Source organism: Variovorax sp. 01N429 (assembly GCF_056399425.1).
This window is the reverse complement of record NZ_JBFTRG010000011.1, coordinates 181,800-206,723: the sequence shown is the minus strand read 5'-3', so window position 1 is coordinate 206,723 and position 24,924 is coordinate 181,800. Positions and strand designations below refer to the sequence as shown.

23 protein-coding genes are annotated in these 24,924 nt (G+C 64.4%); 8 read left to right on the top strand and 15 right to left on the bottom strand.

The window, feature by feature from the left end; translation table 11 throughout:
* Positions 1-171: 171 nt before the first annotated feature.
* From urtD to ppk2, 7 genes are all read right to left on the bottom strand, one after another.
* Entirely contained in the window at positions 172-1,047 is an 876-nt protein-coding gene (gene urtD / locus AC1DSF_RS20595) for an urea ABC transporter ATP-binding protein UrtD (RefSeq protein WP_478145393.1), read from the bottom strand.
* Positions 1,044-2,285, bottom strand: coding sequence for an urea ABC transporter permease subunit UrtC (urtC, locus tag AC1DSF_RS20590; protein ID WP_478183332.1), 1,242 nt, complete (start codon positions 2,283-2,285; stop codon positions 1,044-1,046). Before urtC ends, urtD begins: the two co-directional genes overlap by 4 nt.
* Positions 2,286-2,412: 127 nt before the next feature.
* Entirely contained in the window at positions 2,413-3,801 is a 1,389-nt protein-coding gene (gene urtB / locus AC1DSF_RS20585; RefSeq protein WP_478145392.1) for an urea ABC transporter permease subunit UrtB, read from the bottom strand.
* A gap of 309 nt (positions 3,802-4,110) precedes the next feature.
* The gene (urtA, locus tag AC1DSF_RS20580; RefSeq protein ID WP_478125605.1) at positions 4,111-5,379 is read right to left on the bottom strand and encodes an urea ABC transporter substrate-binding protein; all 1,269 of its coding nucleotides are present in this window, start codon (positions 5,377-5,379) and stop codon (positions 4,111-4,113) included.
* Positions 5,380-5,712: 333 nt separating this feature from the next.
* A complete protein-coding gene (locus AC1DSF_RS20575) occupies positions 5,713-6,561 on the bottom strand; it encodes a lipase family protein (RefSeq protein WP_478183331.1) in 849 nt (282 codons plus the stop codon).
* Between the two features lie 14 nt (positions 6,562-6,575).
* Positions 6,576-7,619: an extracellular catalytic domain type 1 short-chain-length polyhydroxyalkanoate depolymerase gene (locus AC1DSF_RS20570; RefSeq protein ID WP_478145390.1), complete on the bottom strand. Its 1,044-nt coding sequence runs from the start codon at positions 7,617-7,619 to the stop codon at positions 6,576-6,578.
* Positions 7,620-7,706: 87 nt separating this feature from the next.
* Positions 7,707-8,621, bottom strand: coding sequence for a polyphosphate kinase 2 (gene ppk2, locus AC1DSF_RS20565; RefSeq protein ID WP_478183330.1), 915 nt, complete (start codon positions 8,619-8,621; stop codon positions 7,707-7,709).
* A 177-nt stretch (positions 8,622-8,798) separates the two neighbouring features.
* Between ppk2 and AC1DSF_RS20560 the strand changes: the two genes are divergently transcribed.
* From AC1DSF_RS20560 to AC1DSF_RS20530, 7 genes are all read left to right on the top strand, one after another.
* Entirely contained in the window at positions 8,799-9,839 is a 1,041-nt protein-coding gene (locus AC1DSF_RS20560; RefSeq protein WP_478183329.1) for a transporter, read from the top strand.
* Between the two features lie 91 nt (positions 9,840-9,930).
* On the top strand, positions 9,931-10,785 hold the full coding sequence (locus AC1DSF_RS20555; RefSeq protein ID WP_478125600.1) for a 3',5'-nucleoside bisphosphate phosphatase: 855 nt from the start codon (positions 9,931-9,933) through the stop codon (positions 10,783-10,785).
* Positions 10,782-11,723, top strand: coding sequence for a DMT family transporter (locus AC1DSF_RS20550; RefSeq protein WP_478183328.1), 942 nt, complete (start codon positions 10,782-10,784; stop codon positions 11,721-11,723). The genes AC1DSF_RS20555 and AC1DSF_RS20550 overlap by 4 nt, the downstream gene beginning before the upstream one ends.
* A gap of 60 nt (positions 11,724-11,783) precedes the next feature.
* Positions 11,784-12,419, top strand: coding sequence for an L-threonylcarbamoyladenylate synthase (locus AC1DSF_RS20545; protein ID WP_478125598.1), 636 nt, complete (start codon positions 11,784-11,786; stop codon positions 12,417-12,419).
* A gap of 41 nt (positions 12,420-12,460) precedes the next feature.
* Positions 12,461-13,132, top strand: a complete 672-nt coding sequence (locus AC1DSF_RS20540; protein WP_478145386.1) for a site-2 protease family protein — start codon at positions 12,461-12,463, stop codon at positions 13,130-13,132.
* Positions 13,133-13,141: 9 nt separating this feature from the next.
* Positions 13,142-14,470, top strand: coding sequence for a tryptophan--tRNA ligase (locus AC1DSF_RS20535; RefSeq protein ID WP_478125596.1), 1,329 nt, complete (start codon positions 13,142-13,144; stop codon positions 14,468-14,470).
* A 68-nt stretch (positions 14,471-14,538) separates the two neighbouring features.
* Entirely contained in the window at positions 14,539-15,141 is a 603-nt protein-coding gene (locus AC1DSF_RS20530) for a LuxR C-terminal-related transcriptional regulator (RefSeq protein WP_478125595.1), read from the top strand.
* 54 nt (positions 15,142-15,195) lie between these two features.
* Here the strand turns inward: AC1DSF_RS20530 and shkS are convergent, their stop codons facing one another.
* Positions 15,196-16,632, bottom strand: a complete 1,437-nt coding sequence (shkS, locus tag AC1DSF_RS20525) for a surface-behavior sensor histidine kinase ShkS (RefSeq protein ID WP_478125594.1) — start codon at positions 16,630-16,632, stop codon at positions 15,196-15,198.
* 199 nt (positions 16,633-16,831) lie between these two features.
* The gene (locus AC1DSF_RS20520) at positions 16,832-17,092 is read right to left on the bottom strand and encodes a hypothetical protein (protein WP_478125593.1); all 261 of its coding nucleotides are present in this window, start codon (positions 17,090-17,092) and stop codon (positions 16,832-16,834) included.
* Between the two features lie 245 nt (positions 17,093-17,337).
* Here AC1DSF_RS20520 and AC1DSF_RS20515 point away from each other — a divergent pair, with 245 nt between their 5' ends.
* A complete protein-coding gene (locus AC1DSF_RS20515; protein WP_478125592.1) occupies positions 17,338-18,342 on the top strand; it encodes a cation diffusion facilitator family transporter in 1,005 nt (334 codons plus the stop codon).
* Here the strand turns inward: AC1DSF_RS20515 and AC1DSF_RS20510 are convergent.
* The 6 genes from AC1DSF_RS20510 to AC1DSF_RS20485 are packed head-to-tail and all read right to left on the bottom strand — an operon-like array spanning position 18,335 to position 24,868.
* Positions 18,335-20,071 carry an acetyl/propionyl/methylcrotonyl-CoA carboxylase subunit alpha gene (locus AC1DSF_RS20510; protein WP_478183327.1) on the bottom strand — a complete coding sequence of 579 codons (1,737 nt, stop codon included), beginning with the start codon at positions 20,069-20,071 and terminating at the stop codon, positions 18,335-18,337. The two genes, AC1DSF_RS20515 and AC1DSF_RS20510, sit on opposite strands and share 8 nt — an antisense overlap.
* Positions 20,068-21,681 carry a 5-oxoprolinase subunit PxpB gene (gene pxpB, locus AC1DSF_RS20505; protein WP_478183339.1) on the bottom strand — a complete coding sequence of 538 codons (1,614 nt, stop codon included), beginning with the start codon at positions 21,679-21,681 and terminating at the stop codon, positions 20,068-20,070. Before pxpB ends, AC1DSF_RS20510 begins: the two co-directional genes overlap by 4 nt.
* Entirely contained in the window at positions 21,681-22,463 is a 783-nt protein-coding gene (locus AC1DSF_RS20500) for a LamB/YcsF family protein (RefSeq protein ID WP_478125590.1), read from the bottom strand. The genes pxpB and AC1DSF_RS20500 overlap by 1 nt, the downstream gene beginning before the upstream one ends.
* A 17-nt stretch (positions 22,464-22,480) precedes the next feature.
* Positions 22,481-23,155, bottom strand: coding sequence for a pyroglutamyl-peptidase I (gene pcp, locus AC1DSF_RS20495; RefSeq protein ID WP_478183326.1), 675 nt, complete (start codon positions 23,153-23,155; stop codon positions 22,481-22,483).
* A 10-nt stretch (positions 23,156-23,165) separates the two neighbouring features.
* On the bottom strand, positions 23,166-24,122 hold the full coding sequence (locus AC1DSF_RS20490) for a DUF979 domain-containing protein (RefSeq protein ID WP_478183338.1): 957 nt from the start codon (positions 24,120-24,122) through the stop codon (positions 23,166-23,168).
* The gene (locus AC1DSF_RS20485) at positions 24,122-24,868 is read right to left on the bottom strand and encodes a DUF969 domain-containing protein (protein WP_478183325.1); all 747 of its coding nucleotides are present in this window, start codon (positions 24,866-24,868) and stop codon (positions 24,122-24,124) included. The genes AC1DSF_RS20490 and AC1DSF_RS20485 overlap by 1 nt, the downstream gene beginning before the upstream one ends.
* Positions 24,869-24,924 lie beyond the last annotated feature (56 nt).

The window sequence follows — 24,924 nt, the reverse complement described above, 5'->3', positions numbered from 1 at the left end:
GAGTTTCGCGCGGACCCCGCCTGAAGCGAGCACCGCAGGTTGCCCGAAGCGAAGCGCAGGGACGCGCACAGTGGGGTCGCCTTTCTTTTGCTTACTTTTCTTTGGCGACCCAAAGAAAAGTAAGTCGCCCGCCGGGGCGAGTCCCGGCCGACAACCTCCAAAAGACCCACATCACCGTCCAAGATAAACCTCAATAACCCGCTCATCCCCCTGAACCTCATCCAAGGTCCCCTGAGCCAACACAGCCCCATCACAAAGAACAGTAACGATTTCCGAGATAGCCCGAATAAAGCTCATGTCATGCTCGACAACCATCAACGAATGCTTCCCCTTCAAAGAAAGAAACAACTCCGCAGTCCGAGCAGTCTCCTCATCCGTCATCCCCGCAACAGGTTCATCGAGAAGCAGCAACTTCGGGTCCTGCATCAGCAGCATCCCAATCTCCAGCCACTGCTTCTGCCCATGACTCAGATTCCCCGCCAGCCGCAACACACTCCCATCAAGATGAATCGTGTGCAGCACCTCCGCCAGCCGATCGCATTGCTCCGAATCCAGCCTGAACAGCATCGAAGCCTTCACACCCCTGTCAGTCTTCAGCGCCAGTTCGAGGTTCTCGAAGACGGTCAGATGCTCGAACACAGTCGGCTTCTGAAACTTGCGCCCAATGCCGAGTTGCGCAATCTCCGCTTCCTTGTGCCGCAGCAGATCGATCGTGCTGCCAAAGAACACCGTCCCCTCATCGGGACGCGTCTTGCCAGTGATGATGTCCATCATCGTCGTCTTGCCCGCACCGTTCGGTCCGATGATGCAGCGCAGCTCACCCGGTGCGATGTCCAGCGACAGCTTGTTGATCGCCTTGAATCCGTCGAAGCTCACGCTCACATCTTCGAGATAAAGAATGCGGCCGTGCGTGACGTCGACTTCACCGGCGGTCAAGTGCCGGCCATAGCCGGCCGAGCGTCCGCCCGACTCGGTCTGCAATGCGTGGTCGAAGGCGATATGCCTGGCGACGCGCTCGGCGCCGGCGTCCATGAGATCGGGGGTCATGCGCTTGCTCCCTTCGGTTCGACCGCGAGCGGCGGTGTCAGCGCCGAGGGCTCGACGCCGTGCTCGGCGGCCAGAGCGCGCTGCGCCTCGCGGCGGCCTTCACTCGGTGCCGCTTCTTCGTGCGGCGCCTTTTCCCGCGAGGCCCACTTCTTCACCAGGCCGACGATGCCGTTCGGCAAGAACAGCGTGACGGCAATGAACAGAGCGCCGAGGAAGTACAGCCAATATTCGGGATAGGCAACGGTGAGCCAACTCTTCGCACCATTGACGATGAATGCGCCGATGATCGGGCCGATCAGCGTCGCGCGCCCGCCGACTGCCGCCCACACCGCAATCTCGATCGAATTCGCGGGGCTCATCTCGCCGGGGTTGATGATGCCGACTTGCGGCACATACAACGCGCCTGCAACGCCACACATCATGGCGGAGATCACCCAGATCGTGAGCTTGTAGCCAAGCGGGTTGTAGCCCGAGAACATCACGCGCGACTCCGCATCGCGAATGGCCTGCAGCACACGGCCGAACTTGCTGCCGATCAACCATTTCGAGAAGAGGAAGAAGCCGAGCAAGGTGAGACCGGTCAGTGCGAACAGCGTCATGCGCATCTCTTGTGTCGCCATCGGGATGCCGAGAATGCGCTTGAAGTCCGTGAAGCCGTTGTTACCGCCGAAGCCGGTCTCGTTGCGAAAGAAGAGCAGCATCGCCGCGAAGGTCATCGCCTGCGTGATGATCGAGAAATACACACCCTTGATGCGCGAGCGAAACGCGAAGAAGCCGAACACGAAGGCGATCAGGCCGGGCACCGCGACGATCATCACCAGTGTCGCGATGAAGCTGCCGCTGAAGGTCCAGTGCCAGGGAAGCGTCTTCCAGTCGAGGAACACCATGAAATCCGGCAGGTCGCTCTTGTAGTTGCCGTCGCGGCCAATCTGCCGCATGAGGTACATGCCCATCATGTAGCCTCCCAGCGCGAAGAACATGCCGTGGCCGAGCGACAGGATGCCGGTGTAACCCCAGATAAGGTCCATCGCCAGCGCACAGATCGCGTAGCACATGATCTTCCCGACCAGCGCCACCGCGTAGTCGCTCATGTGCAGCGCACTGTCGGTGGGCACAACGATGTTGAGCACCGGAGCCAGCGCACAGACAGCGATCAGCGCGACAAAGAAGACAGTCCAGCCCTTGCCGCTGAGCAGCGGGCCCTTGGAAGGAAGAACAGGAATCACGGCAGATTTCATCGAGACAACCATTCAGGCGCAAAGACCGCCCCAGCCAGGAACACCGCGGAACCGGCTCCGCCGGGCCGCTGGTGTTGCCCCCTGGAGGGGGTGCAGAGCCACACGAAGTGGGCGAGGCTGGGGGTGTTCATACTTCTGCGCTCCGACCCTTCATGGCGAAAATCCCCTGCGGCCGTTTTTGAATGAAGATGATGATGAAGACCAGCACTGCAATTTTGGCGAGCACAGCGCCGGCCCAGCCTTCGATGAACTTGTTGAGGATGCCAAGGCCCATTGCCGCGTACACCGTACCAGCGAGCTGGCCGACACCGCCCATCACGACCACCATGAACGAATCGACGATGTAGCTCTGCCCGAGGTCAGGCCCGACATTGCCGATCTGCGAGAGCGCGCATCCCGCCAACCCGGCGATGCCGGAACCGAGTGCAAACGCGTAGGTGTCGATGCGAGCCGTGTTCACGCCCATGCAGGAGGCGATCGGGCGGTTCTGTGTCACGCCGCGAACGAAGAGACCGAGCCTCGTACGACCAATGAGCCACCCCATCGCCAAGAGCACGAGCCCCGCGAAGATGATGATGCAGATGCGGTTCCATGGCAGCGTGACATTGCTCAGCATCGTGAAGCCGCCGCTCATCCAGGCCGGGTTTTCAACGCCGACGTTCTGCGCACCGAAGATCGATCGCACCAGTTGCTGCAGCATCAGGCTGATCCCCCACGTGGCGAGCAGCGTCTCCAGTGGCCGGCCATAAAGGAAGCGGATCACGCCGCGTTCGAGCACGGCACCCACCAACGCCGAAGCCATGAAGGCCACAGGAATCGCCGCAACCAGATACCACCCAAATGCCGCCTCAGGCAGATAGCGCTGAAAGATGCCTTGCATCACATAAGTTGCGTAGGCACCGATCATCATCAGCTCGCCGTGAGCCATGTTGATCACGCCCATCAGCCCGTAGGTGATCGCCAGCCCCAGCGCCGCCAGCAACAGCACCGACCCCAAGCTGATCCCGCTGAAGACCGCATTGATGCGGTCTCCCCAGACGAGCGAGCCGTCAATACTGCGGATCGAAGCCAGGATGGCCGCCTTGACGTCAGCTTCCGTCTCGTCGGCCAGGCGCTGATTCAACAATAGCTTGGTATCCGGACTGCGACTCTCGCCAAGATCCCTTGCCGCAACCAGGCGCTTGCTCTTGTCGCTGCTGTTCAACATGCTCGCGGCGCGCACCAGTTCGAGCTGCACCTTGATCTTCGGATTCGTCTCCGCCGCGAGCGCCTTCTCCACCATCGGAAGACGAGACTCGTCGGGTTCCTTGAACAGTGCCTGCGCAGCCTCGGCCCGTGCCGCATCGTCCTTGCTGCTGAGCTTGAGCGCCGCTTGCGCCGCATCGAGCGCACCGCGCATCAGGTTGTTGTTGACCACGTCCTCCGCATCGTCCGGCAGCTTCACTTCCGCCCCGGTCACGGGGTCATAGCCCTTGTCATCCTTGACGACAAAGACCTGGTTCTCAGTGAATTTCACAGCGTCATCCGACATCGCCTGAATGAACGCCGCAGTCTTCTCATCAGCAGCAATGACCGCTTGATTCAGCGCAGAAATTCGCGCTTCGGTATCCCCCGACGCAATCGCCTTGGCCTCGTCACCAGTCAGCGCGTACCCCGGCAAAGCAGCGCTCAGAAGGACCGCCACCAAGAAAAAATAAACAGAGCGAATAAAAGAGCACACAGCATTCCCATTTCCAGAAACACCGCGGATCCGGCTCCGCCGGTCCGCTGGTGTTGCCCCCTGAAAGGGGGTGCCCGAGCCACACGAAGTGGGCGAGGCTGGGGGTTAGAGCGACTTTCCGGCGGGGTAGTCAGGCTTCTTGTCGTTGCCCTCGATGTACGGGCTCCATGGCTTGGCCTTCACCGGACCCGGCGTCTTCCACACCACGTTGAACTGGCCATCGGCCTTGATCTCGCCGATGAACACGCTCTTGTGCAGGTGGTGGTTCTTCTCGTCCATCTGCGAGACGATGCCGGACGGAGCGGTAAAGGTCTGGCCGGCCATCGCTGCGATCACCTTGTCGGTGTCGGTGCTCTTGGCCTTCTCGACAGCCTGCTTCCACATGTGGATGCCGATCCACGTGGCTTCCATCGGATCATTGGTCAGTGGCTTGTCCTTGTGGCCGGGGATGTTGTGCGCCTTGGCGTACTCGCTCCACTGCTTGATGAACGCCGTGTTGGTCGGGTTCTTGATGCTCATGAAGTAGTTCCATGCAGCCAGGTTGCCCACCAACGGCTTGGTATCCACACCGCGCAGTTCTTCTTCGCCCACCGAGAAGGCGACCACCGGCACGTCCTTGGCTTTCAGGCCCGCGTTGCCGAGTTCCTTGTAGAAGGGCACGTTCGAGTCGCCGTTGATCGTCGACACCACGGCCGTCTTGCCGCCTGCCGAGAACTTCTTGATGTCGGCAACGATGGTCTGGTAGTCGCTATGGCCGAAAGGCGTGTACTTCTCGTCGATGTCCTTGTCTGCAACGCCCTTGCTTTTCAGATAGGCCCGCAGAATCTTGTTGGTCGTGCGCGGATACACGTAGTCGGTCCCCAGCAGCACCCAGCGCTTGGCGCCGCCGCCTTCCTTGCTCATCAGGTAGTCGACCGCCGGAATGGCTTGCTGGTTTGGCGCGGCACCCGTGTAGAACACGTTCTTGCTGAGCTCTTCACCTTCGTACTGCACGGGGTAGAACAGCAGGCCGTTCATTTCCTCCACAACGGGCAGCACCGACTTGCGCGACACGGAGGTCCAGCAGCCGAAGATCACGGCGACCTTGTCCTGCCCGAGCAGCTGCTTGGTCTTCTCTGCGAAGAGCGGCCAGTTGGAAGCCGGATCGACCACCACAGGCTCGAGCTTCTTGCCGAGCACGCCACCCTTGGCGTTGATGTCGTCGATGGCCATGAGCACCGTGTCTTTCAACACGGTTTCGGAGATTGCCATCGTGCCGGACAGCGAGTGCAGCACGCCGACCTTGATGGTGTCCTGCGCGAACGCGGGAACGGCGGACAAACTCGCCAGAGCGACGGCGGCAGTGAGCGCCTTGAGGGTGAAACGACGTTGCATGTGGACTCCTTCTCCTGGTGTGTGAACGATGGAGGGAGTCTGCGGACGGGCCCGCATTGCGGAAATACGCCGGGTGGCGTACGGCATGTTGCTCGCCCCCAGGTTGGGCTCACTGCGTGTAGCCCGCCCACCCCCTACCGGGGGCAACACCAGCGGCCTGGCAAAGCCAGTTCCGCGGTGTTCACCGTGGGGCCCGGCTTCGCGGGCATGAGCACAGCTTCGCGAGACCCCTCTTCACGCGAGCTGCCGCGGAGCCGGCTTTGCCGGGCCGCTGGCTGCGCCCCCGGTAGGGGGTGGGCGGGCTACACGCAGTGAGCCCAACCTGGGGGCGAGCTAAAAGAACCCTCGCGCATAGTTGATGGGCGCGTGATCCGCCAACTCGCGCAACAACACCGAGCCGGACTTCCACGCATGGTCCGACGCATACCGTGCGCGTCCTTCGGCCCGGTCCGCTTCGATCATGGTGGGCGAGGGAGCTTCGACGCAATCGCCGTCGACACAGGTGATGTAGGTCACCACACCGGCGTGCGCATAGAAGGACAACGCGGGCGGCAATTGCGTGACGACGTCGCAGCCATCGACCAGACGCATGATGTCGATGTCCGCCAGCGCACCGACGAAATCCGCATCGCCGACGCGGGGGGAGCCGAGCGTCACGAGCAACTCGGGCCTCAGAACCGTTGCGCTCAATGTGGCAAGCGCCGCACCGAGGCTGTGTCCGGCCAGCACAAGGCGGCTGCGCCGACTGCCCTCGCCCGCCAGCCAATCGAGCACTTGCGGCAGCACACCTCGGGCCGCTTTCGCGAAGCCGGCGTGGGCACGCCCTCCGCTTTCTTTCCACTCGAGCTGCTGCGCCTGGAGATTGGTCGCGAGATGGCGGATGTCGTCGGGCTGCGTGCCGCGGAACGCGACGAGCGCGCTGCCGTCCTCGGTATGCAGCGCGCCGAATGCGTAAGTGGCGGCGTCGCGAAAGAGCTGCGGCTTACCGAAGCCAGCTTGCGCCAGCGCGTCGGCCAGGCGCTGCACTTCCGACTGCCCCTGCTCGACCCGGTAGTAGGTGAGCCGCGCGGCTTCGACCGCCCACTGCACCGGCGTGTATGCGCGGCCGCGTTCGAAGAGCGTCTCCTGCCGCTCCGGAGCGTAAAGGGCCGTTCGGCTGGCGTCATAGGCAATTGCAGACATCCGATGCCTCCGGTTCAGATCGGCAGCCGAACAGCGCTCAGCCGAAACTGGCGGGCGGCGAAGGCCCAGACCAGCTTGGTCGCGTCCGGGCCTGCAGGATCGGTGAAGAGCATGCTCGACACGCCACCGCTCCATGCATGCCCGAGGCTCGCGATCTCGCAGAGCGTGACGACAGTTCGCCCGCGACGCACGTAGTTGGTGACACGCATCGCATGGCGCTTGCCGCGCTGCCGCACGCGGGTCACGCCGGGCTTGGCTCCGTTCGCGACGGCCCAGACGGCGGCGCTGCTGCCGGCATTGCTGGCGGACACCACTTTGTCGCCATCGCCGTGCAGCACGAGCAGCGCCGGCAATGTGGTGAATGCAGCCGCGGCGCCCATGGCCTTGCCGACCGCCGTGGCAGGCATCGGCGGCACGTGCTGCCCCCGCATTGCGCCCAGTGCGGTCGCCGGCGATTTTGCGGCGCCCGGCGCAACGCCCGAATGCATGGCGACGGCCTTGAACCGCGCCGGATAGCGTGTCGCAAGCAACGCGGCCATGCTCGCGCCCGCCGACAGGCCCGCGACAGCCACGCGCTCCCGGTCTATGGGGTAGAGCATTTGGACCTGATCCACGGCCACCATCAGTGTCGCGGCCTCGGCGTCGGCCTTTCCGGAACGGCGGTCGTACCAGTTCCAGCATCCCTGCGGATTCGCAAGCCTGTCCTGCTCTGGATAGAGCACCATGAAGCGCTCGCGGGCGGCCAGTTGGTTCATGCGCGTGCTGATGGCAAAGTCGCGCCCCGTCTGGCCGCAACCATGCAGCATGACCATCAGCGGCACCTTCTCCCCCAACGGAAGGCTGGGCGGACGATAGAGGTGATAGCGCCGCGCGCCCGCCGGGCCCATCGCCACCCCCGGCAGCCAGTCACCGCGCCCCGGAGGCGGCTTGAGTTGCTTGACGGCCGCACGCTGGACCTGGTTGGCAATGCGCTTGCTGCTGCTGAGCGTCGCCTTGGTCAGCGCCTTCAGGTTGCGCTGGTAGGCACGAGTGAGCGGGGAAAGTAAGCGGCGTGGCATCGATGTGCGGGGAGCAGTCGAACACGGTAGCAGCTTCGACCGCTGCCATCCATCGGACGACGCCCTTGACACGCCCGCCGCGGCGCGTCAGTACACCTCGGGCACGTACATGCTGGGCGGCACGGGATGGCGCAAGTAGTCCGCGTTGCGCACCCGCGCGGGCAGCGTCACCGGCGCATGCTCGACATCGTGATAGGGCAGCTGTCCCAGCAGGTGGCTGATGCAGTTCAGGCGCGCCTTCTTCTTGTCGACCGCCTGAACGACCCACCAGGGCGCCTCCGCAATGTGCGTGCGCTCCAGCATCGTTTCCTTGGCCTTGGTGTATTCCTCCCAGCGGCGGCGCGATTCCAGGTCCATCGGGCTCAGCTTCCACTGCTTGAGCGGATCGTGAATGCGGCCGAGAAAGCGCATGTGCTGCTCTTCGTCCGTGATGGAGAACCAGTACTTGATCAACTGGATGCCCGAGCGAACGAGCATCCGCTCGAAGTCAGGGACGGTACGGAAGAACTCCTCGTACTCATCGTCGGTGCAGAAGCCCATCACGCGCTCAACGCCGGCGCGGTTGTACCAACTGCGGTCGAACAGCACCATCTCGCCCGCCGCAGGTAGATGCGCCACGTAGCGCTGGAAGTACCACTGGGTGCGCTCGCGGTCATTGGGTGCCGGCAGCGCCGCGACCCGAGCCACGCGCGGATTGAGCCGCTGCGTGATGCGCTTGATCACGCCGCCCTTGCCCGCTGCATCGCGGCCTTCGAACAGGATCACGACCTTCTGCTTGCTGTGCTGGACCCAGTCCTGCAGCTTCACGAGTTCGCCCTGCAGGCGGAACAGCTCCTTGAAGTAGGCCTGCCGCGCCGCCTTGTCGGTGATGCGGCCCGTTTCGAGCTCCTCAATGCTGCGGTCTTCCAGTTCGAGTTCGATTTCCTCGTCGTAGCTGTCCACGAGATCGCGCGCGATGCGCTGCATCAGGTCTTCGTGGTCGTTCAGGTCGGGAAGCGTCATGGTCGGCTCGCAGTCTCTCGGGCAGGGAAAACCTCATCCTGCGGCCATCGAATGACGGTCCTGTGACAGAAAGTGAGCGATTGCGGTCTCAGTCACGAGACTGACATGTCGCAGGAGGACCATGACTGGCCCCACACCCGTCACACCCGTCACACCCATCTGTTCTGACCCTCGACCTTGGCACTTCTTCAGGATTGGCCCACCGGCGCCTACGGCAGCGATGAAGCCGGTCTGATCTACGGCTATTTGTTCGGCCAGGCCGCGACCACGCCGGCTTGCGCAGTCAGCTCGGCACAAGCCGCCCGGTGGCTTGCGGATCAAGCAGCCGGCGATGCAGGCACGGATGGCACCTACATGTGGCTGCACTTCAATCTCAGCCATGCGCAGTCGGAACGCTGGCTGGCGAGACACGCCGGCCTGTCCGATGTGTTCTTCGAGACGCTGAAGGAGGGGCTGCATTCGACCCGCATCGAGCGCGCCGACGATTCGCTGATCGCGGTCATCAACGACGTGCATTTCGATTTCAGCTTCGAGCCATCGGACATCTCGACGCTCTGGATCAGCGTGGGCCCACGACTGGTGGTCACGGCGCGCGCCCAGCCGCTGCGATCGGTCGATGCGTTGCGAACGGCCGTCAAGGCCGGCGACGCGCCGCGGTCCAGCACCGAATTGCTCGAACATCTGCTTCGCGCGCAGGCCGACGTGCTAGTCAAGGTCGTTCGCGGCGTGACGACGCGCGTAGACGCGATCGAGGACGAACTGCTCACCGGCCGTCTGGTCCACAAGCGGGCCCAGCTCGGCGTTCTGCGCCGGGTGCTGGTTCGGCTGCAACGCTTGCTCGCGCCCGAGCCGGCTGCTCTTTTTCGCCTTCTCCAGAATCCGCCCGCATGGATCGATGGGGCGGACGCGCAGGAGCTCAGCGGCGCGACCGAAGAGTTCTCGGTGGTGCTGCGTGACATGGCTGCGCTGCAGGAGCGCATCAAGCTCCTGCAGGAAGAAATCGCCGACAACGTGAACGAGGACAACAACCGCAGCCTCTTCGTCTTGACTGTGGTGACAGTGCTGGCGTTGCCCATCAACATCCTGGCCGGACTGTTCGGCATGAACGTCGGCGGGATACCGCTGGCCGACCACAAGCACGGCTTCTGGATCGTGGTCGGCATCGTCGTCACCTTCACGGCAGCCGCGGCCTGGCTGGCGTTTCGCAAGAAGCGCTGAGCCATCGGCATTCACTGCTATGCATTCAATAGCACCTGCCTCAGACGCCACGCGCCCTGCAGGCAATATCGAGAAGGAATAAGATCGCGGCGTGACTTCCATCCTGAACGCCGACCTGCATTGCCATTCCGTCGTTTCCGACGGCACGCTGACCCCCGAGGAACTCGCAGCGCGGGCGGCCGCCAACGGCGTCGAACTCTGGGCGCTGACCGATCACGACGAGATCGGCGGCCAGCACCGCGCCGCAGCCGCAGCCCGCGCACACGGCATGAAGTACCTCACCGGAACGGAGATCTCTGTCACCTTTGCCGGCGAAACCGTGCATATCGTCGGATTGGGCTTCGACCCCGAGGACGCGGCAATGACCGAGGGCCTCTACGACACCCGGGGCGGCCGAGGAAAGCGCGCCCAGGAGATGTCTGAAGGCTTGGCAAAGGTCGGCATCCATGGCGCTTACGAAGGCGCGCTCAAGTTCGTCGGCAATCCCGAACTGATCTCACGCACCCACTTCGCCCGCTTTCTGGTGGAGACCGGCCACTGCCGTGACACCTCGGAGGTGTTTCGCAAATTCCTCACCGAAGGAAAGCCAGGCTACGTGCCGCACCGTTGGGCATCCCTCAAGGATGCGGTTCACTGGATCACGGGGGCCAATGGCCTGGCCGTGATCGCCCATCCCGGCCGCTACAAGTTCACCGCGAACGAGGAATACGCCTTGTTCGTCGAGTTCAAGGCCCACGGAGGCCGCGCGATCGAAGTCGTGACCGGCAGCCACACCCCCGCCGAATACGTCGAATACGCCGACAAGGCGCTGGAATTCGACTTCGCCGCCTCGCGCGGCAGCGACTTCCACAGCCCGGGCGAAAGCCATTGCGACCTGGGCAAGCTGCCCTGGCTGCCTGGAAAACTCACGCCCGTCTGGGAGTTGCTGGAGAGCCGTATCCAGTGAGCGCGTTAGACAGCGGCGCCACCGTCGCACAAAAGAGCACCCGCGACATCGAATCCGAGCGCATCCTTGCCGGCATCGGACTTGTCTTGCTCGCAGTTGCCTGTTTCGCGACGCTGGACACCGCCACCAAGCTGTCGACCGCGGCAGTCCCGATCCTCATGGGCGTCTGGGTCCGCTATGCCTTCCAGGCGGTCGCAACCACGCTGGTGCTGCTTCCCAGGCACGGCACGGCGCTTTTGCGCACACGCCATCCGCGCTATCAATTGCTTCGCGGCGCATTGCTGCTGGTATCGAGCACGCTGGCCTTCTTCAGCCTGCGCTACATGCCGCTGGCAGAGTTCACTTCCATCGTGCTGATCGCGCCGCTGGTGATCACGCTCCTGGCCGCGACCACCCTGAAGGAACACGTCTCGCCGCTGCGCTGGGGACTGGTGATGGGCGGCTTCACGGGCACGCTCGTGATCCTGCGGCCGGGCGGAGACGCTTTCAGTTGGGCGATGCTGCTGCCCATTGGCCTGGTACTGACCAACGCGTGGTTCCAGGTGCTGACCAGCAAGCTCGCGCAGACGGAAAACCCGCTCACGATGCATTTCTATACCGGCTGGGTCGGCACGCTGCTGGCGTCGTTCGCGGTGCCTTTTGCGTGGACTGCGCTGCCGTCATGGCACTGGTGGGCACTGCTTTGCCTCATGGGTTTCATGGGGACGGTCGGCCATTTCATCCTCATCCTCGCCTACCAGCGCGCGCCGGCATCGACGCTCACGCCCTATCTCTATGCGCAAATCGCTTTCGCGATGATTGGCGGATGGGTGATGTTCTCGCACGTGCCGGACCATCTTTCGCTTTCCGGCATGGCGATGATCGCCGTCTGCGGGGCGGCCGGCGCGTGGCTCACCGTGCGCGAGCGCCGGGTGCCGATCGAGCCGGCGGAATCGTGATCGCCGTTCTCGCGGCAGAATGTCGCCCTCTTACCCGTCCCCGTTCTCGCCCCCGGTCCCATGGCCCAATTCTTCGAAGTTCATCCTGACAATCCGCAGCAGCGGCTGCTCAAGCAAGCGGCGTCACTGCTCGCGCGCGGTGAAATCGTCGCCGTGCCGACGGACTCCAGCTATGCGCTCGTCTGCCACCTTGATGACAAGGATGCGGTCGACCAGTTGCGGCGCATCCGCCAGGTGGACGAGAAGCATCACCTGACCTTGATCTGCCGCGACCTGAGCGAACTGGCCAACTATGCGCGAGTCGACAACAAGCAGTACCGGCTGCTGAAGGCGGCCACGCCCGGCCCCTACACCTTCATCCTCGAAGCCACCAAGGAAGTGCCCCGCCGCGTGAGCCATCCGCAGCGCAAGACCATCGGCCTGCGCATGCCCGACCACAAGGTGCTCTGTGAATTGCTCTCGCTGCACGGCGAGCCCCTGCTGGCCACCACGCTCATACCGCCCGGCGAAACCGAGGCACTGAATGACGCCGCGCTGATCCGCGAGCGCTTCGAAAAGCAGATCGGCGCGGTGATCGATTCCGGCGCCTGCCCTTCGGAGCCGACGACTGTCGTCGACCTCACGCCGATGGGCACGGGCGGCGATCCGTTGCTGGTGCGGCAGGGCCGCGGATCGCTCGCGGTGCTCGGCCTTTGAGTCGCCCGAGGGGCATTCCGGGCGTCTGAGACAATCCGCCGGTGGATATATCCAATCTCATTCAAACCGTACTCATCTACGCGTTGCCCGTGATCTTCGCCATCACCGTGCACGAAGCCGCGCACGGCTACGTTGCCCGCTACCTGGGCGACAACACGGCCTATGTGCTCGGGCGCGTCACGCTCAACCCTTTCAAGCACATCGATCCGGTCGGCACCATCCTGATGCCGCTCCTGCTTTATTTCGCGACATCGGGCTCGTTCCTGTTCGGCTATGCGAAGCCGGTTCCCGTCAATTTCGGGCGGCTGCGCAATCCGAAGCGGGACATGGTCTGGGTGGCGCTGGCCGGCCCCGCATCGAATTTCATCCAGGCGATCTTGTGGGGGCTGTTCCTCGTCGGGCTCGTCGGCGCGGGCATCAATGAAACCTTTTTCGTCAAGATGGCGCAGGGAGGCGTCCTGGTCAATCTGGTGATGTGGGCCTTCAATCTGTTTCCGCTGCCACCGCTCGACGGTGGTCGCGTGCTCGCGGGGCTGCTGCCTCGCGGAGCCGCGCAGAACTTCCTGGCTCGCATCGAGCCCTATGGTTTTTTCATCGTGATGGGACTGGTCCTCGCCGGCGTCCTGAGCAACTACTGGCTGCGTCCATTGATGGCCCTCGGCTATGAGGCCGTGAACCTGCTGCTCACACCCGTCGTCGCCCTGATCCGCTGAGTCTTCTCCATGGCCTCCTCTTCGAATCCCGATCCCATTCGCTTTCTGACGGGCATCACCACCAGCGGCACGCCGCACCTGGGCAACTACGTCGGCTCGGTGCGCCATTCCGTGCGCTTCAGCCGCCGTGCAGACGTGCAGAGCTTCTACTTTCTCGCGGATTACCACGCGCTCATCAAGGTCGACGAGCCTGCGCGCATCCAGCGTTCGACGCTCGAGATCGCCGCCACCTGGCTCGCCTGCGGCCTCGATCCAGAACGCGTCACGTTCTACCGGCAATCCGACATCCCCGAAATCCCGGAGCTGACATGGTTGCTCACCTGCGTGACGGGCAAGGGCCTGCTGAACCGGGCCCATGCCTACAAGGCATCGGTCGACAAGAACGTCGCCAAGGGTGAAGACCCCGATGCCGACGTGACGGCGGGACTCTTCATGTATCCGGTGCTCATGGGCGCCGACATTCTCATGTTCAACGCGCACAAGGTGCCGGTGGGCCGCGACCAAGTCCAGCACATCGAGATGGCGCGCGACATGGCGCAGCACTTCAATCACCTCTACGGCGAGCATTTCACCCTGCCGGAGGCCGAGATCGACGAAGCCGTGGCCACGCTGCCGGGCCTCGATGGCCGCAAGATGAGCAAGAGCTACGACAACACGATCCCGCTCTTCACGCCGCGCGCTCAGTTGCAGAAGCTGATCGCCGGCATCGTGACCGATTCCCGCGCGCCCGGCGAGCCCAAGGACACCGAGGGCTCGGCGCTCTTCCAGATCTACCAGGCCTTTGCGGACAACGAAGAAACCGAATCGCTGCGCAAGGCCTACGCCGACGGCATTGCATGGGGTGACGCAAAGCAGATCCTGTTCGAACGCATCGACCGCGAAATCGCGCCGATGCGCAAGCACTACGACGACCTCATCAACGACCCGGCGCAAATCGAGAAGATCCTGCGCGCCGGCGCCGAAAAGGCACGCGCACTGTCGCGTCCGTTCATTGCCGAGTTGCGCCAGGCCGTCGGGCTGCGCAATCTTGCCGCCAGCGGCAAGAGCGCCGCCGCGCCCAAGGCGGCCAAAGTCTCGCGACCCAGTTTCAAGCAATACCGGGAGCGCGACGGTCTTTTCTATTTCAAGTTCCTCGACGCAAGCGGCGCACAGCTGGTACAAAGCCGTGGATTCGCGTCGCCGCAGGAGGCGGGCCGCGCGATCGCCTCGCTGAAGGAACAACGGGGCGCGGCGCTGGCGCAGCTGGCCGAACAACTTGAACCGATCGACAACGAGAAAATGGGTGCGGCATCGGCCGCGCTGGAGGCGTTGGCTGCCGACGCAGCGAGCGAAGGTTGAATTAAAGTGACAGCAATTGAGCGGCGCCGGAATTCAGTCCACCGGCCCGCGGACACAGTGAGAAAACCATGAGTATCTACGTCATCGATGACCACCCCCTGATGCGCGACGCCATCGTGATGGTGCTTCGGCGCCTTCGACCTGCCGAAAACATCGTCGAGCTCGAACGCCTCGACAAGCTCGCTGGCGCGGTCAAGCAGCATGGCGCTCCAGGGCTGTTCTGCCTGGACCTGAAACTGCCCGACACGACCGGAGTCTCCGGTGTGGTCGCGGTGAAGCAGGTCTACCCGGACGTGCCGATCGCGGTCTACTCCGCATCGCCCTCGGCCGATATGGAAGAAGCTTGCATCGAAGCCGGTGCCGACACCTACATCGAGAAATCCGCCAGTTCGGCCGAACTCACCGCCGCGCTGCGCGGCCTCCTGATGGCCGATTCGGATGCCGAAGAGCCGGTGGCGGCGACCAACAGCAAGCTGTCGAAGCGCCAGACCCAGCTGATTGCGATGCTCGACCAAGGCATGAGCAACCGCGACATTGCCACCGAGCTCGACATCAGCGAGCACACCGTGAAGGTGCACCTGTGGCGCCTGTTCCGTCGGCTCGGCGTGAAAAGCCGGACCCAGGCCCTGCACCACGCGCGCACCAACGGACTGCTGTCCTCGTCCAGTTGACCCAGGCTTGCCCCTGACACGGGGCAACGCCCAACACCCGCGCCAGCGGCAATGTCAGCCGACGGCGCCTGAAATCCTCGTCTGGGCTTGCGATTCATCGGCGTCGTGCAATGCGACGCGGAAAACGCTGCCACGGCCCAGGCGAGACCGAACGCTGACCGGATGGCCCAGGGCATGCGAGAGCCGGGCCACGATGGCTAGGCCGAGACCAAAGCCGTCGGAAGTACCGGCATGGTCGGCCACCTTGTAGAACTCCAGGAACACGTCCCGCAAGTGCTCCCTTGCGATGCCGATGCCGGTGTCCCACACCTCCACCCGCAGGCCGTCACGCGTTTGTCTCGACGCCAGCAAGACGCCGCCTTCGGCCGTGTACTTGATGGCGTTGGCCAGCAGGTTGCCGATCATCCGGCGCACGCGGATCGGATCGGTCAGCACCGTCCCGGGCGTCACGTGGATCCTGAAGGTCAGGCCCTTGGCTTCAGCGACCGGGCGGTACTGCAGCTCCAGGTCATGCAGCAGTTGCGCAACATCGACGCGCTCGATATGCAGCCTCACTTGCCCCGAATCGATGCGCGCAAGGTCGAACAACGAATCGAAGAGCGCATTCACGGCATGCGTGGCGCGAACGATCTTGGGCGCGATCTCCGCCACCAGTTCGGGCTCGTTGCGCAGCCAGTCGGCGTAGAGCGAGAGCGCCAGCACCGGTTGCCGCATGTCGTGCGCCGCGCTGGCGAGAAAGCGGTTTTTCATTGCCACCGCAGATACGGCGGCCTGACGCTGCTGGGTCAGCGAGTTGATCAGGATGTGGTTGTGGAACAGCAGTTCGAAGCTGTTGCGCGCAGTCTCGTGGATGCGCCGCCCGGCCCTCAGCAGCAGCCACCAATGCAGGCCCGGCAACATCAGAAAGCCGTAATGAAAATGCGGCCGCTCGAAGTTGAGCTCGATCATCCGAAGGATGATGGCCGCCAGCATCGTGAAGAACAGCGTATTGACGTAGCGCTTGAGCAGTGGTGGATGCAGCGCGAGCCCGTTGAGCGGAAAGGTCGCCACGCCGGCCACGATCAGCCAGCTCATGAACTGATTCACGAGCGGCGTGCGCTCGAAGAAGATCAGGATCGACAAGCCCCAGGCGAATGAGCTGGTGCTCCAGAGAAAGCGATAGTGGTCGACGAAATACTGCTGCGCGGCGGAATCGCGATCGGCGTAGTGGCGCGCGTAGATCTGCTCGCCCCAGATGCGGCAACCGGTGGCGGCAATGCCGATGCACAGCCACGCGATCAGTTGCCAGCTCGGTACATAGCCCCAGCTCAAGCCCACCATGGCGGGCATCAACGCCGCGGCCAGCAGGTATGAGCCGCGCGATGCCCGCATCAGGCTGCGAATCAACTCGCCGCGAACCCACGGTTCGGCTTCGTCGGCGGAAGCAGGCGCCGGCGTGAGACTCGCAAAGGATGAATTGCCCAGACCTGCGAACGACGAATTTCCCATCATGGCATTACTGCCCCCCAATCAGTCAGGCGCAAAAAAGGCCCCTCGCGAGGGGCCCTGCATCCAGTCGCAGACCACCCACTCAACGGAGCGGCATGCCACGTGCTCGATCTTAATTGCCCGCACTGGTGTCTTTGACGCAGACCTTCCCGAAAGCGTCGCGTTCGCACAACGCGGGCCGTGGCCGTCAAGGCGTCGGCCGTCAGATGTCCAATTCGCTGAAGCCGGTATTGCCCGTGTGTGACCGGGACGTCCATTCGGACACGAAGAATTCAGCGCGGATCTTGACGCGATGCAACGCCGCTTCGCGGCTCGGTTGCTGGGCGATGACGAGGACACAGCGCTGCTCGCCCTCGAATCTCAGTTCGGCCTTGCCGGAGTACGTGCCTTCGGGTGTGGAATTCAGGTCGATCCTGCAGGTCCAGCCGACCGGAAGGTCTGGCGCAAGTAATGAGTCGGGCATAAGCCATAGGATAACAACGACAGTCGATGGCATCGGGGAACCATCCGGATCCGAATGGTCGCCGCAGCATCCCCTACCAGCGCCGATCGACTGTCTACGCGCCCATCTTGCGGCAACCCTGTTTCACCTCCATGACGGGCGCGAAGGAGGCCCCGCGTGCCGGCGGGGTATGTCAGCCAGTGGTCAGGCCGGCAAGCATTCGGCCGGTGCGCTTAAAGTTGGCGACCATCAATCCTGGATCCACCATGAGGGAGTTCAGCCGCTTCCACCGCCGCCTGGGCACGGACGTTCAGGTGCGCCAACTCAGAGTCACGATCGCTATCGCTTTCGCCGGCAGTGCATTCGTTGCTGCATGCAAGACGGCGGCGGCCGCGTCCACCGGCTCGGTCTCGATGCTGGCAGAAGCCGTGCATTCGTGGATCGGCACGGTCTCCGAGATCTTTCTGGTGGTCGGCTACCTGGCCGCCCGCCGCCCTGCTGATTCCGAACACCCGCTGGGATATGGCCGCGAGTCCTTCGTGTGGTCGCTGTTCGCGTCCATCGTCATGTTCGTCGTCGGGGCGCAGATCGCCATCTGGCGCGGCATCACCCAACTCGGCAGCGCCGAGACGCCGAACGACTATCGATTCGGCTATGCGGTCATCGGCGTGTCCTTCGTGCTCCAGCAGGTGTCGTTCTTGCGGGCCGTCCGCTTCGTGCGAGCGCGCGCCGCCGAGAGAAACTCGGGCATCTTCAAGCACGTGTTCGACACCTCGGATTCCCAGTTGCGCGCAGTCGTGATCGGCGACTTCATCTCGCTCGTCGGGCTCGTCGTGGCCGGCCTGGGCATGGCCTTGCATCAGCTCACCGGCAAGGCGGTCTACGACGCGATGGGATCGATCCTGATCGGGCTCTTGATGGGCGTCGCAGGCCTGTTCCTCATCAACCAGAACCGCCGCTACCTGGCCGGCGTGCCGCTGTCGGACGAACGAAGCGCAATGGCGGTGCAAGCGATCGAGAAGGATCCTCGCGTGGAACGGGTGACGTACTTCTTCGCGGAATTCGTCGGGCCGGACCGTCTGCTCGTCGCCGCACGGGTCGTGATCGCAGGCGAGCCCACGCAGGTCGAGCTTGCGCGCATCCTTCACGAGCTCGAACTGCGCGTGATGGAACACAAGTCCGTCGCCCGCGCGATCTTTGCGCTCGCAACGCCAGAGGACATGGCCATGCCAGGGGCGTCGCGCCAGAAGGTCGCATCGACCGTCACGTGATCCGCGCGATGACCGCGCCGACGTTCACGTATGCGCCGGCCTGCATGGTGCGCACGAGCCGACCGGCACGGTGTGCGCAGACCTGCATTTCCATCTTCATTGCCTCCATGACGCCAATCACTTCGCCTTGGGCAACCTCGGCGCCCTCCTCGCTCTTCCACGCGCGCAGGGTTCCTGAAACGGGAGCGGTGACGCTGGACGGATCGGTTTGCGGTGAGGATTCCGGTGCGGGCCCGGAGGAGGCATCGGCGGCGCCGGCAGACTGAAGCCCGCGCAGCAATTCGGCGGGCAAGCCCAGCGCCACGCGGCGGCCGTCGATTTCCATGGCCGTGCGATACAGCGCCGTCGCGGGCAAAGGCTCCGGACGCGCCGCTGCAGCCAGTTCGGCAGCAAAGTCTGTCTCTATCCAGCGCGTATGCACCTTGAAGCCATCGCTCCCGGTGAAGTCCGCGTGAGCCACGACCGCGCGATGAAACGGCAACACCGATGCTACGCCTTCGATGCGGAACTCCGCCAAGGCGCGCCGCGCGCGGGCGATGGCCTGCGCGCGAGTGGCGCCAGTGACGATCAACTTCGCCATGAGCGAATCGAAGGTGCCGGGCACGGTCGAGCCGGACACCACGCCGGTGTCCAGGCGGACGCCCGGTCCTGTCGGCGCCTCGAAGCCGACCACAAGGCCCGGCGAAGGCAGAAAACCGCGCCCCACGTCTTCGGCATTGATGCGGAATTCGATCGCGTGGCCGCGCGGCGTGGGCGTCTGGGTGACTGACAGCGGATGTCCATCGGCAATCCGCAGTTGCTCCACCACCAGATCGATTCCGCAGGTTTCCTCCGTCACCGGATGCTCGACTTGCAGCCGCGTGTTGACTTCGAGGAAGGACACAGCGCCCGAAGCACTGAGCAGGAACTCGACCGTGCCTGCGCCCACGTAGCCCGCTTTCGAGCAGACATCGCGCGCGGCCTTGTGAATGCGCTGGCGTTGCGCTTCGTCGAGGAAGGGGGCGGGCGCCTCTTCCACCAGCTTCTGGTTGCGCCGCTGCAGGGAGCAATCTCGCGTGCCGAGCACGACCACATGGCCGTGCGTGTCCGCAATCACCTGGGCTTCGACATGGCGCGGCCGGTCGAGAAACTGCTCGACGAAGCACTCGCCGCGGCCGAAAGCCGTGACTGCTTCGCGCACTGCGGAATCAAAAAGATCGGCCACTTCATCCATGCGCCAGGCTACCTTGAGCCCGCGGCCACCGCCGCCGAAAGCCGCCTTGATCGCGATCGGCAGACCATGCTTTTCAGCGAAGGCGAGCACCTCTTGCGCGCCACTCACCGGATCGGCCGTACCGGCCACCAGCGGGGCGCCAACTTGCAGAGCGATCTTCCGCGCCTGCACCTTGTCGCCAAGCAGTGCAATGGCGGCCGGCGGCGGGCCGATCCATGTCAGGCCGGCATCGATGACCGCCTGCGCGAAGGCCGCGCTCTCCGAGAGGAAGCCGTAGCCGGGATGCACCGCGTCCGCGCCGGATCGCGAGGCGACTGCCAGCAGCTTGTCGATGCTCAGGTAGGTATCGGCCGGGCTGTCGCCGCCCAGGCCGTAGGCCTCGTCGGCCATGCGGGCGTGTAGCGCATCGATGTCGGCGTCGGCATAGACGGCGACCGATTGCGCGCCGTAGTCGGCACAGGCACGCACGATGCGCACCGCGATTTCACCGCGATTGGCAATGAGGACTTTTTTCATGGCATTGAGAGTTGACGAGCGAAATCGGGCGAAATCGGGCAAAGACGAACGCGGGCGCCGATCGGCAACTGACCCGCGCGATCGATGTCATAGCTGGCGACGGACGCGATGACGGGATAGCCGCCGGTCAGGGGATGGTCGGCCATGAACAACACGGGCTGCCCGTTGGGCGGCACCTGGAGCGCACCAAGGGCCGTCCCTTCGCTGGGCAGTTCGGCGCCTTGCATTGCCGCGGTGCGCGCGAGCGGTTGTTCGCCCGAGAGGCGGACGCCGACGCGGTTGGATTGCGGCGTGACGGTCCAGATCTGCGTGGCCAGAAGCTCGAGGGACTCCGGCGCAAACCAGTCGGTGCGCGGACCCATCACGACATTGAGCGTGACGACTTCGTCAAGCATCGGCAGGTCGGCCGGCGCGGATTCAGGCAGCCCCACCACAGCGCCGGGCGCTGGCGGCCTTATCGGCAGCACGTCGCCCGCCGCAAGCGGCCGGGGCCCGATGTTCGCCAGCGTGTCGGTTGCGCAACTGCCGAGTACCGGCGCGACGGCAAAGCCGCCGCGCATCGCCACATACGAGCGAATGCCAGCGCTCGGCTCGCCGATCAGCAGTGCGTCGCCATCGGACAGCGCGATGGGCGCATGCCGCGGCACGGGCCACCTCGATCCATTTCTGGCGAGCAACTCAAGAGGACCCAGTGCGCCCGCGACGGCCACGACGGCATCGCCGCGACAGACGAGTTGGAGACCGCCGTAGACGGCCTCCACGCAGACTGCGTCAGAGCGATTGCCCACCAGCCGGTTGGCTGCGCGCAGCGAAGCGCGATCCATCGCACCCGAAGTCGAAACGCCCTGCCCTGCCTGGCCATGACGGCCCAGGTCCTGAAAGAGCGCCTGCAGCCCGCTCTGCCGGACTTCCAGCGCACTGCCGCCCATCAAAGGAGCCAACAGCGGCTCCATCGTTGCCATCTGTGGCACGGCGGGCGCCGTCGACGCGCTGGTCTGCGGCCCCGCATCGACGAAACGCACGCGCTGGCCGGGTTGCAACAGTGCGGGTCGATCACGCGAGAGATCCCACATGCGCGTTGCCGTCACGCCGATGATCTGCCAGCCGCCCGGACTCGCCTGCGGATAGACACCGCTGAAACTGCCCGCCAAGCCCACCGCCCCCGCCGGAATCCGTGTGCGCGGTGTTGCGCGACGGGGCACATTCAAGCTCGCATCGCCACCGCTCAGATAAGCGAAGCCCGGCGCGAAGCCGGTGAAGGCCACGGTGTAGTCGCTGCCAGTGTGGCGCCGCACGACCTCTTGCAGCGAGATGCCGAGCAAGCCGGCCACTTCTTCCAGGTCTTCGCCGTTGTATGTGACGGGAATCTCGATGCGCTCTCCAGCGGCTTCGACGCGCACATCGAGGCGGCGAACACTGATGCGGTCGATGAGCTCGGCACGAGAGACAGCGGCGGGCCGGAAGGTCACCAACAGCGTGCGCGCGGCGGGCACGACGTCGTCGACGCCTGCGATTGGCTCAGCCTGCAATGAAGCCAGCAACGCCAGCGTTTGCGACAGGTCGTCCAGCTCGACGAGCACGGCGTCGAGGTTGACCGGGAGGAAGCGCATCACGCCCCCTGGTTCGAGTCCGCGACGCCGGCGAAAGAGCGAACGACGATGCCGGCGCCTTCGAGAAGCCGGCGCACCTGTCGCGCCATCTCCACCGCGCCAGGGCTGTCGCCGTGAACGCAAACCGAATCGGCCTGGATGCGCACCGTGCTGCCGTCGATGGCCGTGACCACGCCTTCCTGCGCGAGGCGCAGCATGCGCTCGGCGACTTCCTTCGGGTCGTGCAACACCGAGCCGGCCTGGCGGCGCGACACCAGCGAGCCGTCGGGCATGTAGGCCCGGTCGGCGAAAGCTTCAGCCACCACGTGCAGGCCCTGGGCGCGCGCCCAGTCGAGCAACGGCGAACCAGCCAGTGCGACGAGGGTCAGTCCGGCATCGACTTCGCGGATCGCGGCGATGACGTCGTTGGCCTGCCGCTGGTCATGCGCGATGGTGTTGTACAGCGCGCCGTGCGGCTTGACGTAGCGCACCCGGGTGCCGGCCGCTGCGGCGAGACCTTGGAGGGCGCCGATCTGGTAGATCACGTCGGCTTGCAGATCGGCGCTCGCCACATCCATCGCACGGCGCCCGAAGCCGACGAGGTCGGGATAGGACACATGCGCGCCCACCACGACTCCCTTTGCCTTCGCCCGCCGCACGGTCTGCAGAATGCCGGCCGGATCGCCGGCATGGAAGCCGCAAGCCACGTTCGCGCTGCTCACGATGTCGAGCATGGCGTCGTCGTCGCCCATGCGCCACGCGCCCAGGCTCTCGCCGAGGTCGCTGTTCAAGTCGATGTTCATTCGTAGCCCCTGAATGGTCAATGAAGCTGGCCGCCGGTCTCCCGCACATCCTCATGCACGGTGAGTGCCGTTCGCACCAGTGTGCGCACGCCTTCGATCTGCGTCGCGAGCGCCATGCTGGGCGCTCCCGCGATGCGGGCCGCCTGCTCCGGAAGGCAAGGCAGATGGACAAAGCCACCGCGTGCGCCGGCAAGTTCCGGCCGCGTGGCCAGCCGATGCATCAGTGCGTAGAAGACATGGTTGCAGACGAAGGTGCCCGCGGTGTTGGACACCGATGCCGGAACGCCTCCCGCACGGATGTCGCGCACGATCGCCTTGATCGGCAAGGTCGAAAAGTAGGCCGCCGGCGCACCCGGCACCACCGGCACGTCGATGGGCTGGTGCCCCGCGTTGTCGGGGATGCGGGCATCGTCGACATTGATCGCCAGGCGCTCAGGCGAAACATCGATCCGGGCGCCCGCGAGCCCCAGTGCGACGACCAGTGTCGGCCGGTGCTCGGCCAAGGCATCGTCGAGCCGTTCGATGGCTTTTCCGAAGACGCACGGCAACTGTGCCGCCCTGACTTGAGCGCCTGCGCAGGCCCAGCCGTCCAGTGCCCTGGCCACTTCCCAGGAAGGATTGACGGAATCGCGCTCGAAGGGCTCGAAGCCCGTCACCAGGACGCGACGCTCCGATTCGGGTGGGTGTTTCATGGCATGGCCCTCAGCGGAACATGAGGAAGTAGAGCAGGAAAACGTTGACCGTGAGCAGTATCAGCGCCGTGGGCACCTGCACACGGATCACCGCGTTCTTGTCGGGCAGTTCGAGCAGCGCGGCCGGCACGATGTTGAAGTTGGCGGCCATCGGCGTCAGCAGCGTCCCGCAATAGCCCGACAGCATGCCGATCGCGGCCATCACCGCCGGATTGCCGTGATACACGCCCACCAGGATCGGCACGCCCACGCCGCCGGTCATCACCGGAAACGCCGCAAAGCCGTTGCCCATGATGACGGTGAACAGCGCCATGCCGATCACGAAGACGGCCACGGCAACGAAGCGCACATCCATGTTGATGTAGCTGGTCGTGAGGTATGCCACCGCCTTGCCCACGCCCGCGTCCGAGAACACCAGCCCCAGCATGCCCAGCATTTGAGGCAGCACCAGCGCCCAGCCGAGCGCATCGGTAAGCCGGCGCGATTCGCGGATCGCCTGCGCAGGCGTCTCGCGGGTCAGCCAGCAGGCCAGGCCGAGCGCGACGATGCACCCCACACCCAGGCTCACCAGCGTCGTGTTCTTCGGGTCCAGCAAGGGCACGCCGCCGACGACAAGGTGGCTCGCGGAGAGCGTTCCAGCCATGGTCAGCAACGGAATCGCCAGCGCCGGCACGAAGAGCTTGTTGCCCAGCCGCTTGGCACTGGCGGCGTACTCGGCGGCCGAGCGGGTCACATGATGGCCCATGCCGACCCCGCCGAATCCGGCGATCAGTGCCATTACGATGGCACCCACGCCAACCCACACGGGCGGCAATTGGTCGCCGACCAGGAACACAAGCGAATACAGGCCCCAGAACAATGCGCTGGAGTAGCGCTTGGGATGCCGGCGGTCGGCCAGCGTCATCATCGCCGTGAGCGCCAGGATCGCGCCGACCAGGTAGTAGAGGTGAACGATGGACAGCATGATCAGACTCCCTGCTTGCTGATGGCGGCTGGCGCCACTTCGGACTCCGAACCGGCAGGGTTCTTTGCCAGTTCGGCGGCCAGCGATTTGTCGAGCCTGCGCAATCGCCAGGCGTGGATCACAAATGCCGAAATCGCGGTCGGGATGCCCCACAAGGCGACGTGGATGGGTTCGACGTCGATGCCCGCCTCGTGCAGGAAAGTGGTCATCAGCACGATCGCGCCAAAGGCCACGAACATGTCTTCGCCGAAGAACAGACCGACGTTGTCAGTCGCAGCGGCGTACGCGCGCAGCTTGTGTCGCACAGTTTCGGGCAGCTTGCCATAGCGCGCTTCGGTGGCGCCCTCGGCCATGGGCGCGAGCAGCGGCCGGACCATCTGCGGATGGCCGCCGAGGCTCGTCAATCCGACGGCCGACGTCAGCTGCCGCGCGGCCAGATAGACGATGAGCAGCCGCCCGGCGGTGGCCGATTTGATGCGGCTGATCCAGTCTTGTGCGTGCTGGCGAAGCCCATGTCGCTCCAGCAAGCCGATCACCGTCAACGGCAACAGGATGATCAGCGGCAGGTTGCGTGTCTTCACAAAGCCGATACCGATCGTCGCGAGGATTTTTTCGATCGGAAAACCGGCAGCGAAGGCCGTCACGACCGCGGTCACGATCACGACCAGCATCGGATTGAAGCGCAGGATGAAGCCCGCAATGATCACGGCCACGCCGATGAGGGGCCAAAGATGAATGTCGCTCGCCATGGGATCGCTCCTTAAATGAGGCAGGAAAAGAACAGGACCTGCTCCAGCCGTCGCAA